This window comes from Chitinimonas violaceus, from assembly GCF_052601015.1.
Genome location: NZ_JBQXDJ010000004.1, coordinates 31646 through 47139, shown reverse-complemented (window position 1 = coordinate 47139; position 15494 = coordinate 31646). Strand labels below are relative to the sequence as shown.

12 protein-coding genes are annotated in these 15494 nt (G+C 53.4%); 4 read left to right on the top strand and 8 right to left on the bottom strand.

The window, feature by feature from the left end:
* Positions 1-4: 4 nt before the first annotated feature.
* Positions 5-1099, top strand: coding sequence for an acyltransferase family protein (locus ACUHMQ_RS02410; protein WP_445293850.1), 1095 nt, complete (start codon positions 5-7; stop codon positions 1097-1099).
* Positions 1096-2325 (top strand): carboxylate--amine ligase, encoded by a 1230-nt coding sequence (locus ACUHMQ_RS02405; RefSeq protein WP_445293849.1) that lies wholly within the window; start codon positions 1096-1098, stop codon positions 2323-2325. The genes ACUHMQ_RS02410 and ACUHMQ_RS02405 overlap by 4 nt, the downstream gene beginning before the upstream one ends.
* 237 nt (positions 2326-2562) lie before the next feature.
* Here ACUHMQ_RS02405 and ACUHMQ_RS02400 read toward each other — a convergent pair whose 3' ends face one another.
* The 3 genes from ACUHMQ_RS02400 to ACUHMQ_RS02390 all read right to left on the bottom strand — a co-directional run bounded on the left by ACUHMQ_RS02400 (position 2563) and on the right by ACUHMQ_RS02390 (position 4192).
* The gene (locus tag ACUHMQ_RS02400) at positions 2563-2730 is read right to left on the bottom strand and encodes a putative adhesin (RefSeq protein WP_445293848.1); all 168 of its coding nucleotides are present in this window, start codon (positions 2728-2730) and stop codon (positions 2563-2565) included.
* Complete coding sequence (locus tag ACUHMQ_RS02395) at positions 2693-3016, bottom strand: putative adhesin (protein ID WP_445293847.1); 324 nt, start codon at positions 3014-3016, stop codon at positions 2693-2695. The genes ACUHMQ_RS02400 and ACUHMQ_RS02395 overlap by 38 nt, the downstream gene beginning before the upstream one ends.
* Before the next feature lie 375 nt (positions 3017-3391).
* Positions 3392-4192, bottom strand: coding sequence for an AraC family transcriptional regulator (locus tag ACUHMQ_RS02390; protein ID WP_445293846.1), 801 nt, complete (start codon positions 4190-4192; stop codon positions 3392-3394).
* A gap of 95 nt (positions 4193-4287) precedes the next feature.
* Between ACUHMQ_RS02390 and ACUHMQ_RS02385 the strand changes: the two genes are divergently transcribed.
* Positions 4288-5487: an MFS transporter gene (locus ACUHMQ_RS02385; RefSeq protein WP_445293845.1), complete on the top strand. Its 1200-nt coding sequence runs from the start codon at positions 4288-4290 to the stop codon at positions 5485-5487.
* Here ACUHMQ_RS02385 and ACUHMQ_RS02380 read toward each other — a convergent pair.
* The 4 genes from ACUHMQ_RS02380 to ACUHMQ_RS02365 all read right to left on the bottom strand — a co-directional run bounded on the left by ACUHMQ_RS02380 (position 5455) and on the right by ACUHMQ_RS02365 (position 11853).
* Positions 5455-7881, bottom strand: coding sequence for a two-component system response regulator (locus tag ACUHMQ_RS02380; protein WP_445293844.1), 2427 nt, complete (start codon positions 7879-7881; stop codon positions 5455-5457). The genes ACUHMQ_RS02385 and ACUHMQ_RS02380 overlap by 33 nt on opposite strands.
* Positions 7878-9647 carry a PAS domain-containing sensor histidine kinase gene (locus tag ACUHMQ_RS02375; RefSeq protein WP_445293843.1) on the bottom strand — a complete coding sequence of 590 codons (1770 nt, stop codon included), beginning with the start codon at positions 9645-9647 and terminating at the stop codon, positions 7878-7880. Before ACUHMQ_RS02375 ends, ACUHMQ_RS02380 begins: the two co-directional genes overlap by 4 nt.
* Before the next feature lie 447 nt (positions 9648-10094).
* Positions 10095-11582 (bottom strand): polysaccharide lyase, encoded by a 1488-nt coding sequence (locus tag ACUHMQ_RS02370; protein WP_445293842.1) that lies wholly within the window; start codon positions 11580-11582, stop codon positions 10095-10097.
* 64 nt (positions 11583-11646) lie between these two features.
* Positions 11647-11853, bottom strand: a complete 207-nt coding sequence (locus ACUHMQ_RS02365; protein WP_445293841.1) for a hypothetical protein — start codon at positions 11851-11853, stop codon at positions 11647-11649.
* Positions 11854-11894: 41 nt separating this feature from the next.
* On the opposite strand from ACUHMQ_RS02365, the gene ACUHMQ_RS02360 reads away from it, so the two are divergent.
* Positions 11895-13688, top strand: a complete 1794-nt coding sequence (locus tag ACUHMQ_RS02360; RefSeq protein WP_445293840.1) for an ABCB family ABC transporter ATP-binding protein/permease — start codon at positions 11895-11897, stop codon at positions 13686-13688.
* 235 nt (positions 13689-13923) lie between these two features.
* On the opposite strand, the gene ACUHMQ_RS02355 is transcribed toward ACUHMQ_RS02360, so the two are convergent.
* Complete coding sequence (locus tag ACUHMQ_RS02355) at positions 13924-15153, bottom strand: M23 family metallopeptidase (RefSeq protein WP_445293839.1); 1230 nt, start codon at positions 15151-15153, stop codon at positions 13924-13926.
* Positions 15154-15494 lie beyond the last annotated feature (341 nt).

The window sequence follows — 15494 nt, the reverse complement described above, 5'->3', positions numbered from 1 at the left end:
CGCCATGAACCGTGCTTTTTCCGTTTACCTCGACGCTGTCCGCTTTATCGCCGCCTGCCTCGTCTATATCTACCACTCCAACCAGCGTCTGCTGGTGAAGGAGATTCTGCCGGCCAGCACCTATGGCCATAGCTCGGTAATCGTGTTCTTCGTGCTGTCGGGTTTTGTGATCGCCTACATCACCGATACCAAGGAGAAGCATTGGGCCACCTATACCGCCAGCCGGTTGTCGCGGGTGTATTCGGTGGCGTTGCCGGCGCTGTTGCTCACACTGGTGCTCGATAGCATCGGGCGGCAGCTGTATCCGGCGCTGTATGCCTATCCATTCGACCAGTTTCTGGTTCGTTCAATCAGTAGCCTTCTCATGTTGAACGAGATCTGGTTCGTCTCCATCACAAGTTTTTCCAATGTGCCGTATTGGTCGATCTGCTACGAACTTTGGTACTACGTAGGGTTTGGTCTGCTGATGTTCCTGCCGCGCAAGTTAGGGTGGTGGGCTGCGGCTGGATTGGGCCTGGTGCTGGGGCCCAAGATATTGCTGCTTGCGCCCATATGGGCGGCGGGTGTCGTGCTTTACCGCTGGCAACGTTTGCATACCTTGCCGATGGGAGTGGCATGGGCGCTGGTGGTGTTGTCGACCATAGGCATCGTGGCTTTTCATGTCTATGAGGTCGAAGCGCAGGTAAGCGCCGTATTCAAAGGCATCATCGGTAAGGGTTGGCATACCCAGCTGACCTTCTCGAAATTCTTTATCAGCGACTATCTGCTTGCTGTGCTGGTGTTCGCGAATTTTGCAGGCATGAGGCGTGTTGCCCCGGTATTGGGGCCTATGCTGTTGAAGGTCGAGCGGCCTATTCGGTTCCTCGCGGCGTATACCTTCACGCTTTATCTCTTACACCAGCCGCTATTTCTGTTCTGGGCTGCGGTGCTGCGTGGCGACCCGTCAGGCTATGGGTATTGGGCAGCGACAACTGTCTTGTTAGTCTTGTCGGTGTTGGCGGTAGGGTATTTTACCGAGAACAAACGGCATGCCTTGCGTATCTGGCTGGAGGCACAGCTGCGTGGTCTGGGGGCGGCGTTTTCCGTTAGGGCAGCATGAACTCGGTCAGTAAGGCCCAGCCTCCCTGCATTGTGTTGGGCTTGGAAACCCAGATTGGCCTGAGCCTCGTGCGTGAACTTGGGCGGGCGGGTATCCGTGTTATCGGTATTACGCAAGATCCACACGCTATTGGACTGCAATCACGGTTTCTCAGTGAAGGCTTGGTAGTCAAAACTGCGCGCAGCCCCGAGTTGATGGAGACCATCCGTAATCTTGGTGAGCTTTATGGGTCGTGCCGCTTGATGGCGGTAGCGGAAGTGAATCTGAACTGGTTGAGCGAACATCGCGGCCAGTTCGGCAAGGTGGAACCCATCCTGCCCAACGCAGCTGCGCTGGCCACGGTGCTCGACAAGCAGGCCACCTTGCAAACCGCGCAAGCGGTAGGTATTCCGATCCCCCAGTCGGTGGAGCCGAAGTCGCAGGATGAATTGGCAGCGCTGGCTAAACAGTACCCGCTACCTGCTGTATTGAAGTGGAAGGACCCGAACCTGATCGCTCCTCTTCTGGCGCAGCATAGGTTGAGCCTGATCAAAGCAGAATATGTCTATACGGCCGAAGCATTGCAGGCTGCGCTGAGCCGCTACAACGCTATCGGCGCGTGGCCCCTGGTGCAGGAATACTGCGGAGGCTATGGCCTGGGGCAGTTCTTCTTTATGCACGAGGGGCAGGCGCTACGGCGTTTCCAGCACCGACGCGTAGCCGAGTGGCCGCCAGAGGGTGGATTCTCCAGCGTCTGCGATGCGCTACCGTTGCATGAACATGCAGACCTGCAGGAAAAATCCATTGCCCTGCTGCGTGCTATTGGGTGGGAGGGCGTGGCGATGGTTGAGTACCGTTACGACCCTGTCCGCCAGCGTGCAGTGCTGATGGAAATCAACGGTCGGTTCTGGGGCAGCTACCCGTTGGCTTTATACGCCCGGGCGGACTTTGCCCTGCTGAGTTACCAAGTGGGCAGTAACCTGCCAGTCAGTACCTTGCCGGCGCCACGCAGCGATTTGCGTTGTCGCATGGTAGCGACGGAACTGAAACGCCTGGTGCGGATCTGCCTGCAACCGGGCAAGATCGCCGACCGTACATTTCCTATACGGCCTGCGGCTGAACTTGCCCGTTTTATCACCGACTTCTTTCGCCCAGGTGTGCGTTACTACGTGTGGTGCTGGGACGACCCAAAACCATTTTGGGCAGACTTGACCAACTTGCTGCGCGGGGCATTGCGGCACAGATGACCGATAGGGGGCTTTCTGCGCGGCAGGCAAAACCCCGCGAAGCGCCTCTGGCTAGGGGGAAAACGTAGGCACAGAAGGGTTTTGTCCATTGCGCTTAGAACCTGTCTATAGTCTGCTGCGCGTCAGCAATACGGCGTTAAAAACAGCCTCGGAATGCTCATTTACCACGCGTAAACTCTGCTTCCTCGGCTGTTTTCGCCTTGTCTTGCTCTAGCTCGCGAGACTTTAGACAGGTTCTTAGAATAGCGTAAAGCTTCTGCAGAAGTAGCAGTGGATGTCGCGATACAGGTGCAAGGAACGGACGCGTTGGAGCACCGTAGACAGCTTGACGTTGGAGTCCATGAAACGGTTGCGTATCGTGAGTACGTCAAAATCGTTCGCTACCAATGTACCGGGCGGCGCCATAGATATAGGCGAGTTCGCTCTCGATGCTCTGGTAGGTTTCAGCGGGATTGCCTTTGGTGCCGCCATGCTTTCCCTGGTATTTACATAGCGAGTAATCGTAACAGCTAGAGTTGGGTGGCAATGTTTCCACACGCTGGCGTGAATTAGCGTCATACAGGAAATTGCGTAGCCCTTTATCTTGTGTGACTACGCCATGCGGCGAATAAAAGTACAGTGTTCCTGTCGAATTATTGAACTTGGGTGAATGAGACTTGCGTATTCCGCCATGGGCGGAAATGACCAACATATCTGAAAATTAATTGGGATCTTTTTTGAAGAGATACAGATTATTACTAATTACTAAGGGCGATCATCGCCATAACGAATCCTTTGACACTATTTAAACAGACAGACTTCCCGGCTGCATTGCCCTATTTTCATATGACATTGGGTTCCCGGGTAATTGCGGTTTTTCTTAGGGTCTACCCAGAGCCTGCTGTACTTCAGCAATACAAATGTTTCGCGCGCTCAGGGAAAAACTCTGAATAGGTACTTGGTCGGGCAGCGTTGATTGTTATGACAGATTAGTGCCAATTTCTGCGACTGCAAACTTCTCGACGTAAAGTGCCGTGACGGTTATTCGTCTCCTTGCGACGGCTCCCGAGCAGCACATAAGCCCTGATCACGGCTGCGAAGTAAGATCGTCCAGGCCTGACTGCTTGAACTGCCCTGGCGTTTTCCCCGTTACTTTGCGAAACATGGCGATGAAGGCGCTTTCCTGGGCATACCCCAGGTTGAGCGCGGCTGCCGTGATGCTCATTCCTTCGGCCAGATATCGCCTTGCAGCCATGATTTTCAGCTGCTGTCGCCACGCGGAAAAGCTCAGGCCGGTCTGGTTCTGGAACAACCGATTGATGGTGCGGCTACTGGCCCCGGCCTGGGTGGCGAGTTGGTCCAGCGTCGCGGGGTTGCCCGGCTCATCCATCAGCAACCCTGTGATGCGTAGTAGCCGCCGGTCTTCCGGCAAGGGCAGGCTTAGTGGCGCTACCGGCGCATTGCGGATTTCGTCCAGCAACACCTCGATCAGCCGTTGTTGGCATGGATCTGCCGGTGCTAACGGCCATTCGGCGATGCGTACGATCAACTCCCGTAACAGCGGGTCAACAGCCAGGATTTGCGCTTTGGCTGGCAGGCTCGTGAATGCGGCCGGGTCGAAATACAGACTGCGATAGGCAAAGGGTTTGGTGGCCAGGGCCTGGTGCGACGAACCCGCTGGTATCCATGCCGCCATATGGGGAGGAAGCACACAACATAGGTTGTTCACCTGGATTTGCAGCACCCCGCTTACTGCATAGAGCAACTGGGCGCGCTGGTGGCAGTGCAGGCCGGAGTCATGCGGGGCAGGCGTATCGATGGCGAAACCAGCCAGTGGCACCGGCAGTGTGTCGGGGTTGGGGGCCGTAGTCGAAAGGTAGCGAGGCATATTGTCTTGTTTGCGATGCTTTTTGGCATAACATCGATAATGCGCCGTATGTGAATTCCCTACAATCTCCCACAGCTTTTGTTGGGAGTTGTTGTATGGATACGCGTAAGACAGCGGGCCCGCCGCTGATACTGTTAATGTTGCTGCTGGGGTTTCCACAGCTGAGCGAAACGATTTATGCCCCGGTATTGCCGGATATTGCCAGGGTATTCAATGTCACGGCCGGGCAGGCGCAGTGGACGATGAGCATCTATTTCATCGCATTTTCTGCCGGCGTCGTCTGCTGGGGCCGTTTGGCCGACCATTGGGGACGCCGCCCTGCCTTGTGGGCAGCATTGTGTTGTTATGGCGGTGGTGCATTGCTGGCCTTGTATGCCCCCGATTTCAACGTACTGCTGTTGGCAAGGGTGCTGCTGGCTTTCGGTGCGAGTGCCGGGTCTATCGTGGTTCAGACGATCTTGCGTGATACCTACCAGGGTGCCGCACTGGGTGTGGTGTTCTCAACCGTAGCGGCTGTACTGTCGTTGTCGCCAGCGCTTGGCCCGCCGGCTGGTGCATTGTTGGCGGCCGCCTATGGCCATACCGGAGTGTTTGCCGCACTCTGCATATTGGCCCTGTTGCTGCTGGCGTCCAGCAGCCGTCTGGTTGAAACGAAACCGGTTGGTCAACCACCGCCACCGCCTTTTATACAGGTGGCAAGGCGTGTACTGGCAGATCAGCAAATCCTTGCTTCAGCCGTGCTGGTAGCGGGGTTCAATCTGCTGCTGTTTGGTTACTACACCTTGGCACCATTTACGTTGGCACAGCTGGGGATGCCGCATTGGCTATTCGGTGCGAGTGGGTTGATGGTGGCAGCAGCCAGTGCTGGCGGTGCCTGGCTTAATCGCCATGGTTTACGGTGGTATTTACCCACCAGACTGGTCCGGTTTGCGGTGCTCGCAAGCATTGCCGCTTCGGTATTGCAGTGGGTATGTGTGAGCTTATGGGGAAGTATGCCTTTGGCTGCGACAACGGGGCTGTTGTTGACACAAGCCGTGCTACTGGTCGCATATGGCTGTGCGATACCCAATGTACTGTCGACAGCATTGCTCGCCTATCGATCGGTGCAGGGTAGCGCCGGTGCTTTGTTCAGCCTGTTGTATTACTTGGCGATCGCAGGTGGTTTGGGCTTGGTGGGTACGTTGTATCAGCCTGGGCTTTGGTTCCAGCCTTTGGTGATGCTGGTTGTCAGCCTGACGATGTGGCCAGCATTGCGTAGATGGTTAATGGTGCAAAGCGCTGCCGTGCATCAATAGTCGTTCAAAGCTTGCCGCATTGACGGGGGGCGAGAAATAAAAGCCTTGCGCATAGTCGCAGCCAATCGATTTGAGCAGGGTGACGTGCTCTTTCATTTCGACGCCCTCCGCAATCACCTTCAAGCCCAACTTGTGCGCCATGGCGACGATTGCCTCACACAGGGTGAAGTTGCGGCTACCGTCGGTGAGGGTTTTAACAAAGGATTGGTCAATCTTCAGAAAATCCATGTCGAATTTGGAAAGGTAGGAAAGCGATGAGTAACCCGTGCCGAAATCATCAAGTGATATTTGCGCACCTTTCTCCCGGCAATAAGTTAGAAACTCATATACCGTAGAATTTGCTTCTAAAAGCATGTTCTCAGTAATTTCTATCGCTAAAGCCTCTCCACTAATCCCAATATCATCTAATGGCTTTAGTAGATCTAATGCAGCTGCTCGACTACGGATTTGTAAGGGAGAAAGGTTAATGCTGATTTGTAAGTCAGGTACGTTATTACGCCATTGGTGTACCTGCTTGAGTACCTCCAGAAGTGTCCAACTTCCAATGGTAGAAATAAACCCTGTATCTTCTGCAATTTTAATAAAAGTGGCAGGGTCCATTACCCCATATTTTGGGTGTTTCCAACGAATTAAGGCTTCACCCTTATAAATCCGGTAATTGATTAAATCCACTATGGGTTGATATGCAATCCAGAATTGATTAAGCTCAATGGCTTTGTGCAGGTTGTTGGAAATTAACAACCGGCTTTCTGCTGCCTTTTGCATGAAGGGTTCGAAAAAACGGTAACAATTTCGGCCGTTCTTTTTGGCTTCATACATTGCCTGGTCGGCATTCTTGACCAGTAACGATGTTTCACCGCCATCTGCAGGAGCAATCGCAATACCGATACTGCCGCTGATATAGCAAATCTCTTCGCCAAGCCGGAATGGGTTGCTCAGGTGTTCGAGTATGTTTTGCGCAATCTTGTCAACGATGCCGATGGTTTCCAGATCGCTGATGATGATGGTGAATTCATCACCACCCAGTCGTGCTATAGTGTCAGTGTCTCGTATACAGGTTGCCAAGCGCACTGCTACTTCCTTGAGCAGTAGATCGCCCGCAGCATGGCCCAAGGTGTCGTTGACAATCTTGAAGTGATCGAGATCGATCAATATTACCGCCAATGATTTTGCAGTACGCATGCAACGGCTAATTTCAATATTTAGCCGATCCATAAATAACCGCCGATTACTAAGGTTGGTCAGCGTATCATGTTTTGCGAGATATTCTAGCCGTTCTTGGATCGTCAAAATGGCACTGATATCGGAAAACACCAGCACGTAATTAACTTGATCGTCTTCACTTTGTATAACGTTGACGGTCTCCCATACTGCTAATTCGTTACCATCTTTTTTCTTATAGCGAACATGACCATACCAGTGTTGACCTTGTACAACGTGTAATTGTTCGAAAAATTGCTCGCTATGAGGTTGGGAGTATAAGGCATTAACCTTTCCCCAGCCACGTGCTTCGACCTCGCTGTAACCCGTCAGTTCCGAGAAGGCAGGGTTAATTGAGATAATCTGCAACGCTTTATCGAGGATAATAATGCCATCGGAGGTAGTCGCGAAAACTGCGGCGGCTTGGCGTAAACTTTCTTCATTTTTTCGGCGTTCCGTTATGTCCTGTTCAACGCCGATAATCCTGGTTGTATCAGTCCCTAACTTTGTTGCGTGGATCTCAATCCAGCGGGTCTGATTATCATTGCGCTTTTCTCGGAAAGCAGCATTAATACTACCCCCTTCGTTCTTTATCTTTTCAATGGCGGTTTGGATGTTTTCTAGGTCACGCTGGTCGATCCGATTATAAAATTTGGAAAGAGTTTCATTGACTGGAAAGCACATTGAGGAATAATTTGTATCGGTCAGGTTATAGAACTGAAATTGGTTAGACTTAACATCCCATTCCCAGAAATTAACCAGAGCTGCAGTTGAAAGTGCTTGAGTTGCTTTGTCATTGACACTTTCCAGTTGTTTATTCTTGGCATAGCGAGCAGTTGCCATTTTTAAGGTAGCATTCAGTTCCCTTGATGAGACAGGCTTGATCAGATACCCATAGGGTAGTGCAGCAGAAGCCCGTTGCAGAGTTGCATCCTCTGCGAAGGCGGTCAGGAAGACGATTGGAATATTGACTTCGTTGTGAATTTGTTTTGCGGCTTCAATGCCATCCATATCCCCTTCGAGATTAATGTCCATCAAGACAATGTCTGGCCGTAGCTCTATTGCATATTGAATCGCCATTAACCCGGTGGTGGCTGTTTGGCAAACCTCATATCCTAATGAGAGTAAATTTTGCTTAAGATCGAGAGCAATAATACGCTCATCCTCAACGATTAATACCTGAATCGGATTCATGGGCTACTTTCCTCTTCAATCAAGGGAATACGGATCTCATATCGAACACCAGGTTTATTATTATGACAGGATATGATGCCGCCTAATTGGTCTGCCAATATTGGTACTAGCTGCAATCCTAGTGATTTGGAGGTATTCATTTTTGGTTGGTCACCCATACCAATCCCATTGTCTTCGACAATCAATAAGGCTTGCTTTTCACTTAATTTACTAAGTCGCACCCAGATTATTCCATCTCCTTCCGGGTAAGCATGCTTGATGGCATTGGTGACCAGTTCGTTGATGAGAAGTCCACAGGGTGTGGCGCGTTGTAGCTCGATATGGATGGGCTCCTCGGCTGTTACGATCTTCAGTTCGCTTTTTTTAAGTGTTGAGCCAAATGTACTCAGCAAAAGCTGGCCGAATTTCTGGATATATTCACCGAGCTCCACCCGCGAGAAATCATGTCTTTCATATAGCAGTTGGTGGATCAGCGCTATAGACCGTACTCTGATCTGGCTGTCCATCAAGGCATTCTTCGCATCACTTTCCGCCATGGTATGCATCTGCATATTCAGGAGGCTGATGATGATTTGAAGATTGTTTTTTACCCGGTGGTGGATTTCATTCAGCAGAACGGTTTTTTCCTGCAAGGCATTTTCTATTTGCTGCAAGGAGGTTTTACGCGCGGTAATGTCTACAATCGCAGCTAACACCATACGGCCTTCATTTGCTTCAATTGGTGTCAGTCCAATTTCTACCGGAAATTCATTTCCGTCCTGGCGCAGTCCGTACAGCTCCCGCCCCAGGCCCATGGGCCGTGCTTCTGGGCTTGAGAAGTAGCCGCCGCGCAGAGCAGGGTGAGCAGGCCGGTATCGTTCGGGCACCAGTATTTCTATGGACCGGCCGATAACCTCTTGAGCCCGGTACAGGAAGGTATTTTCCGCTTGCCGGTTGAATAGAATGATCTCGCCTTTGGCGTTGATCAGAATCATCGCATTCGGTGCTTCCTGAATGACTTGGCGAAAGTGTTCCTCAAGCTGTTTGCGTTTGGAAATATCCACCACCACGGCAAGCACCATCAGGCCGACTTCGGTTTCGATCGGGTTGAGCCCGATTTCAATCGGAAATTCGCGCCCATCCTGGTGCATACCGTACAGGTCGTGCCCTATACCCATGGGCCGGGGGCTGGGAGCGCTGAAGTAATTGTTACGCAATGTTGGATGCTGTGCGCGGAATCGATGGGGCAACAACACTTCAATCGGCTGACCCAGGATGGCCTCACGTCTATACCCAAACATCTCCTCGGTCTGGGTGTTTACCATTTCTATTTTGCCGGTGGGGTCGATCATGACCATTCCATTCGGCGAGGACTCCACCACCATGCGGAACCGGTCTTCCATGCGCTGGCGCAGCGTGATGTCGCGTACTGCTTTCAGATAGCCGGTTATTTTCTGTCCGCTGCCACGCAGTGGCGTGATGGCAGCCTGCGCCAGGAACAGGCTGCCATCCTTGCGTTTGCACCAGAATTCCATTTCATAGAAACCCAGCTGGCGCGCTTTTTCGAGTTCGTCCTGTGCAGTTTCCAGCGAGGAGAAAACGGAGAAATGCTTACCGATGATGTCTTTCTCGATATAGCCATACAAGCGTTCTGCACCGATGTTCCAGCTGGCGACTAGTCCATCGGCATCGAGCCGGTAAATGGCATATTCCCTGGCGTAATCGATAAGTAGGTGGAAGGCGGCGTCGTCGCTATCGGGGTAGGAGCTGGTGCCTGTTTCTATCATGGGAAGGGCCACAAATCAGATGTGTGATAGAAAAGTACAGCACACGGCTTGGGGGAGCTGGAATGCAGGGAGCTGAACTAAGCGCGATAAACAAAACGCTTTCCGGGTTGCGGTGTAGACTTGCCGTACGCTACGTACAGCCTGTGTTTACACTGCTGGCCAGAACCAGCCTCGCTGGGTTTTGTTGACCGTGCCAGATGCAAATAGTCAGGAAATCCTCCAGAAGCCTCATCCCCATCGCAATAAAGTGCTGCCTGCGGAATCTTCTAATTTTGTTTAATTGGTTTGACAGCCAATACGCCAGAAAGCGCCCGTCATCCACGACATTCGGTTTTTCTCTTCCTATGTCATAGCAAACGGGGGGTGTAACAGGCAAGTACGGCGCAGGAATGGCATCTGCTGTTGGGCGGATAGATAGTTGCTAGGAATTAACCGCCTGATATCCGGCTATGGCTTCATCGGGCCGATGTATTTGCGCGAGATCACGACATTGTCGATATACAGCGACATATCGTGCGGGCTGGGTGAAATACCGCCGTGGTAAACATCGAGCCAGACGGTTTCAATTTTCAGGTCGGGTGTATGTCGAAAGCGGATGTCGGTTTTGTCCATGACCATCTGGCCATTGATCCAGGCGCGCATTACGCCGTCTTTGATGCCCGGTGTGTTGAGCTTGAGATATTGCTCGACCGAGTACCAACGGTTGTTTTCCAGCAGGGCGGCGTGGCCTTTACCCCAGGGCCAGATATCGCCCGATGCATCGTTGATGTCGGCATGGTAGCTATAGGTGTTCAGCGCTGTGAGGTTACGCATATGCTTGGCTTCGGCAGGCCGGGCGAAGAAGCCGCCCCGTGCAGACCAGCCGTTGTAGCCATCGGTTTTGCGCATTCCCCAGCCCGCACGGCCATAGGTGCCGGAAATGCCAGGCATCTTGCCGCCGTCGAGCGAGGGATTCCAGTCGTCGGCAAAACGCAGGTAATAGCGGAAATAGATTTCTTCAGGCTCGGGTTTGCCGTCCTTGGCGAACAGATAACGTAAATCCAACCCCAGGTTTTTGCCTTGCAACAGGGTAATCCGTAACGCCTTGCCTGAAAGTGGGACGAACAACCGCTGCGCGTCTTCACTTACTGCACTGGCTTCGCTACGTAGCGACCAGTCGCTCCATTCGGTCATCCAGAGTTTGCTCTCGAAGCCATGGGCGAAAATGACATCGGGGTCTTTCTCTATGCCTTGGTCACGCGGGTACTTGCTGGCCAGACCGTGCTGAACATCATTGCTGGCCCGCTCGAATGGCGCTTGAACCCGAAACACGCCGATCTTGCCGCCGCTGCCGTATTGCACGTCCGAAGCCAGATACAACGTGGCTTCCTGCAAGGAGCCTTTGTCGGTAGGAAGGTCGAAACGCAGTAAGGCGTTCTGCTTGGTGCTGACTTTTATTTCGGGCCGGCTGCCCAGGCTGGAGAGCGAGGTACAGTCCAGAAAGGTATCGGCAGCGGGAGAGAGCCGGGTGCGCGAGCCATCCTTCCACTGCAGCTTCAACATCGGCCGGCCACTGAGGTCGGGCGATTCTTTGCTCAGAAACTCGATGACCCCGCTTAATGGCCCGGGCAGGCTGCGCAACAGCATGCCCTGGTTTGGTTGGCTGGCAGACAGCCACTGCTCCACCAGGCCGGTGACATTGAATTCCACCAGTTGGCGACCTTTCTGCGCTTTTACATCCTGGGTGGTGTACGGTTGCTCGCCATATAGTTTGCCTGCCTTGTCCACCCAGTCGCCCAGGGGTTTTTCCCAGGGGAATTTGCCCATGAGCAGATAGCTGACGCAGGTTGCCCCCACTATATCGTCACTGACCACAAGGCCCTTGGGTACCGCTAAAACAGGGGAAATGGCCTGCAGCAGGAAGAGTAATAGACAACAAATACGTGGCAGACGCATAGCGGAACAGCCTTGTCGGTTGATTCAAGCCACGTTGGGCTTGTTGTATTCGGCGGCGGATTACCTATAAAGCGTTGCTGAGCACCAACCGGTGCAGTGTCGCCTCTATGCCTATTTTTGCTGCCCAGTATCGTTTTTTTCCGTCGAATCCTGTTTTTTCTTGGGCAGGGTCCACCAGATAATCAACACTAACAATAGGCCGGCAATGCCAGCTTCCAATAGCAACCATGCCATCTTCACACCTTGATATCTGAGAGTAAGCCGCCATCATAGCGGGATCGTCTTCGCTACTGAATGCGCTTCATATCCGCTATGGTTCCGCTTATTCCCGCCCACACAACACGCAGTGATTGGCAAACACTCAAAACCCTGCTCCCCTACCTGTACAACTATAAGGGGCGAGTTGTCCTGGCGCTGACCTGCCTGGTGTTGGCCAAGGTTGCCAACGCGGGGGTGCCGCTGTTATTGAAAGCCATTGTCGACCAGCTTACCGCCAAGCCAGGTCTGATGCTGGCCATTCCTGCGACGCTCATTCTTGGCTATGGCTTGCTGCGCTTGGCGGTGACCAGCTTTGGCGAGCTGCGCGACGCCATTTTCTCCAAGGTGGCGCAAGGCGCTATACGCCAGGTGGCGTTGGAGACTTTTCGCCATCTGCATACGCTGAGCCTACGCTTTCATTTGAACCGCCAGACCGGTGGGGTGACGCGCGACATTGAACGCGGCACCCGCGGTATCGGCATCCTGTTGCGGCTGATGCTTTTCAACATTTTGCCCATCATCCTGGAAATCCTGCTGGTGACAGGCATTCTGGTTTGGATGTACGACTGGCGTTTTGCTGCGGTCACCTTGGTGACCATCCTGCTGTATGGCATGTTCACCATCTGGGTGACGGAGTGGCGTACCCAGAACCGGCGCAAGATGAATGAGCTCGATACCAAAGCCAATGTGCGGGCGGTGGATTCGCTGCTTAATTACGAAACCGTGAAGTATTTCGGTAATGAGCGCTTCGAAGCCCGTCGCTACGATGAATCGATGGCGCGCTGGGAGAAAGCCGCGGTACTGAACGAAACCTCGATCGGCCTGCTCAACAGTGGCCAGAGCGGCATCATTGCGCTGGGGGTGACGGGTCTTGTGTGGCTGGCAGCCGACGGCGTGGTAAAGGGCACAATGACCTTGGGTGATCTTGTCGCGGTCAATGCCTTCCTTATTCAGCTTTATGTGCCGCTTAACTTTCTGGGCATGGCTTACCGCGAGATCAAGCAGTCGCTGACCGACATGGAGAAGATGTTTAGCTTAATGGTCGAGCACGCCGAGATACAAGATACCCCGGGTGCTGTGCCTTTGCAGACCCAGGCCGCAGGGGTGCGGTTTGAGCAGGTGGACTTCGGCTACGAAGGAAATCGCCAGATATTACAGGGGGTGGATTTCACGATTCCAGCTGGTAATACGGTAGCGGTGGTGGGTAGCTCCGGCGCGGGTAAGAGCACGTTGTCACGCTTGCTGTTCCGATTTTACGACGTAAATAGCGGCGCAATCCGCATCAATGGGCAGGACGTACGTCAGCTTACGCAGTCGAGCCTGCGCGCCCATATCGGCATCGTGCCGCAGGACACGGTGCTCTTCAACGACAGCATCTACTACAACATCGCCTATGGCCGGCCTGATGCAACGCGTGCCGAGATTGTTGAAGCAGCGCGGTCCGCGCATATTCTGAGCTTTATCGAACAGTTGCCCGATGGTTGGGAGACCACCGTGGGTGAGCGTGGACTAAAACTCTCGGGCGGCGAGAAACAACGGGTGGCGATTGCCCGCACCATACTCAAGAACCCACCCATCCTGATTTTTGACGAAGCCACTTCGGCTTTGGACTCAAAAACCGAAAAGGCGATACAGGTCGAGTTGTCGGCGATTTCCGCCAACCGCACGACGCTCATCATCGCGCACCGATTGTCTACGGTGGTCGAGGCAGACGAGATACTGGTGTTGGAGCAGGGCAGGGTGGTGGAACGCGGCGGCCATCGCAGCTTGTTGGCGCAGAATGGCGTGTATGCGCGGATGTGGGCGTTGCAGCAGAGTGAGTTGGAGCAGGAGGCGGATGTAGCCTAGCGCAACTTCAAAATCCTTCTGGCGTTGTTGTGCAAACTTGCCGTACCTACGTACTGCTTGCGTTTGCACGCCTAGCCAGAAACGCTACGCTGGCTTTTGTTAGCTGCGCGCTGAGTCTTGTCCGAATCTCCTTCACAGATGTGATCAGGGCTTGTGTGCTGCTCGTGACAGATCAGAAAATCCACGCGATACCCTGCGTGGATTTTTTATTGCTTAGGTCATGTGCTTACACAAGTTAAACATCATTGGGTGATGCCGCGCAAGGTGGCGCAACAGCCTGATTGCTGCCAGTATCAAGGAACCCATCGCTCACCCAGGCGTTGATCGTCAGCCAGTTCCATAATTGGGTGCGTCCCCATACGCCATCCACCCAGTCCCCCTGCGCTGTACAGCTGATGGTGACGGTTTCACCGTTGGGCAAGGAGCCGACAATGGGGGCATTCAACGATGGTGACTGTCGCAGGTTGACCTTGTCGTTTCCTTTCCCTGGTGTAATGCTGCCCATCGGTAAAGAGCTGCCACCCCCGCCATAGTTGCGCAGACTTCCCCCGACATTGACGCGTGTGCCATTGCGTATGGCATAGCCCTCGTAAGGGCGGCCGCCTTCCCTGAATGTCCAGCCGCCGATGATTTTGCTGTCGACCGCTGTCTTATTGCCACCTTGCTTCAAGGCGAAATGCACATGGGGGCCGGTAGTAGAGCCGCCGCAGGGTAGCCCTACCCCGATACGCCCAAGGTAGGTTCCCTTGGCGACAGCCACGCCGTTACCCAAGTTTGTCAGCTCCTTCATGTGGTAATAGCTGGTGCTGAAGCCATTGTCGTGGACGATGGAGATCAGTCCGCTGCCATTGCGTACACAGCTCTGGTATATCCTGCCATCTCTTGGGGCCCGTACTACGCCGTCCCCACCCGCGAAGTCGAGCGAGTTGTAGGGGCGGCTCGTCTGGTCATCGCCATGTGCACCACCCGTCAATCGCCAGCTATCGTTTTCTGCCCACGGCAGACCCAGGCCGGTCTGTATATCTGCGAGCAGCCTGTCCTGTAACTCGGGGGGGAGTGGCGCATTGAGTGACTTGAGTAGCCAAGGCTTCTCTCCACTGACAAAAAGGTTGTCGGGCGCTTGTTCTATCAGCTGTTTGAACTGATCAGTGCCTTCGATGCCAACCAGCCAGTTGTTCTTCACATACTGGCCCATGAAGAGGCGCGTTTCGGGTGCCTCGTCGATATGGTCAGGCAAGAGCAAAGTGGCACTCCCCATCACCCATTGTTTGCTGGGGTGCGTTTTCTGAACCTCGACCAATACCCCTTTATGCTGGGCCGGCTGCAATTGCAGCAGCATGGCCTGGCTGGTGGCCTTTTGTAATTCGGCTTGAAAGTTGGGGCTCGGTTCTGCTGCCAGGACATGGCAAGGTAGAGCACTGGAAAGAAGTAGCAAGGCAAGCTGAGTAACGCGATGACTATGCATACAGACCTCCTAGGAAATACAACAGCGGCCCTGAACGGAGTGTTTGGCCGCCGTCGGGCGTCGTCCTTTTTTGTCTTGCTTGAAAGGGCCGACAAGGTCATGGTCGGCAAATGCGTATACCGAGTCAATGCCGTAGGTTCTGTTAAGTACTTGGCGATAAAGCCATTAATCAACCGGGGCAAGAGTAACGATGGGAGTAAGGAGGGGTGAGGAAACTGTAGGGGAAGTACCAACAACCGGCATTGGGTGTCGATTGAGCGTGCGTTTGATGTTGCGTGCCCAAGAGTTGGCCGTGAGTGGGCCTTGGAACCTGTTTAGAGTCGCTAACAAAACCCCGCGAA

Excerpts from the sequence above, each read along its gene's own strand:
- ACUHMQ_RS02355 (WP_445293839.1), bottom strand. The coding sequence starts at position 15,153 with ATGCATAGTCATCGCGTTACTCAGCTTGCCTTGCTACTTCTTTCCAGT.
- ACUHMQ_RS02400 (WP_445293848.1), bottom strand. The coding sequence starts at position 2,730 with ATGGCGCCGCCCGGTACATTGGTAGCGAACGATTTTGACGTACTCACG.
- ACUHMQ_RS02375 (WP_445293843.1), bottom strand. The coding sequence starts at position 9,647 with ATGATAGAAACAGGCACCAGCTCCTACCCCGATAGCGACGACGCCGCC.
- ACUHMQ_RS02360 (WP_445293840.1), top strand. The coding sequence starts at position 11,895 with ATGGTTCCGCTTATTCCCGCCCACACAACACGCAGTGATTGGCAAACA.
- ACUHMQ_RS02380 (WP_445293844.1), bottom strand. The coding sequence starts at position 7,881 with ATGAATCCGATTCAGGTATTAATCGTTGAGGATGAGCGTATTATTGCT.
- ACUHMQ_RS02410 (WP_445293850.1), top strand. The coding sequence starts at position 5 with ATGAACCGTGCTTTTTCCGTTTACCTCGACGCTGTCCGCTTTATCGCC.
- ACUHMQ_RS02365 (WP_445293841.1), bottom strand. The coding sequence starts at position 11,853 with ATGATGGCGGCTTACTCTCAGATATCAAGGTGTGAAGATGGCATGGTT.
- ACUHMQ_RS02405 (WP_445293849.1), top strand. The coding sequence starts at position 1,096 with ATGAACTCGGTCAGTAAGGCCCAGCCTCCCTGCATTGTGTTGGGCTTG.
- ACUHMQ_RS02385 (WP_445293845.1), top strand. The coding sequence starts at position 4,288 with ATGGATACGCGTAAGACAGCGGGCCCGCCGCTGATACTGTTAATGTTG.
- ACUHMQ_RS02370 (WP_445293842.1), bottom strand. The coding sequence starts at position 11,582 with ATGCGTCTGCCACGTATTTGTTGTCTATTACTCTTCCTGCTGCAGGCC.
- ACUHMQ_RS02395 (WP_445293847.1), bottom strand. The coding sequence starts at position 3,016 with ATGTTGGTCATTTCCGCCCATGGCGGAATACGCAAGTCTCATTCACCC.
- ACUHMQ_RS02390 (WP_445293846.1), bottom strand. The coding sequence starts at position 4,192 with ATGCCTCGCTACCTTTCGACTACGGCCCCCAACCCCGACACACTGCCG.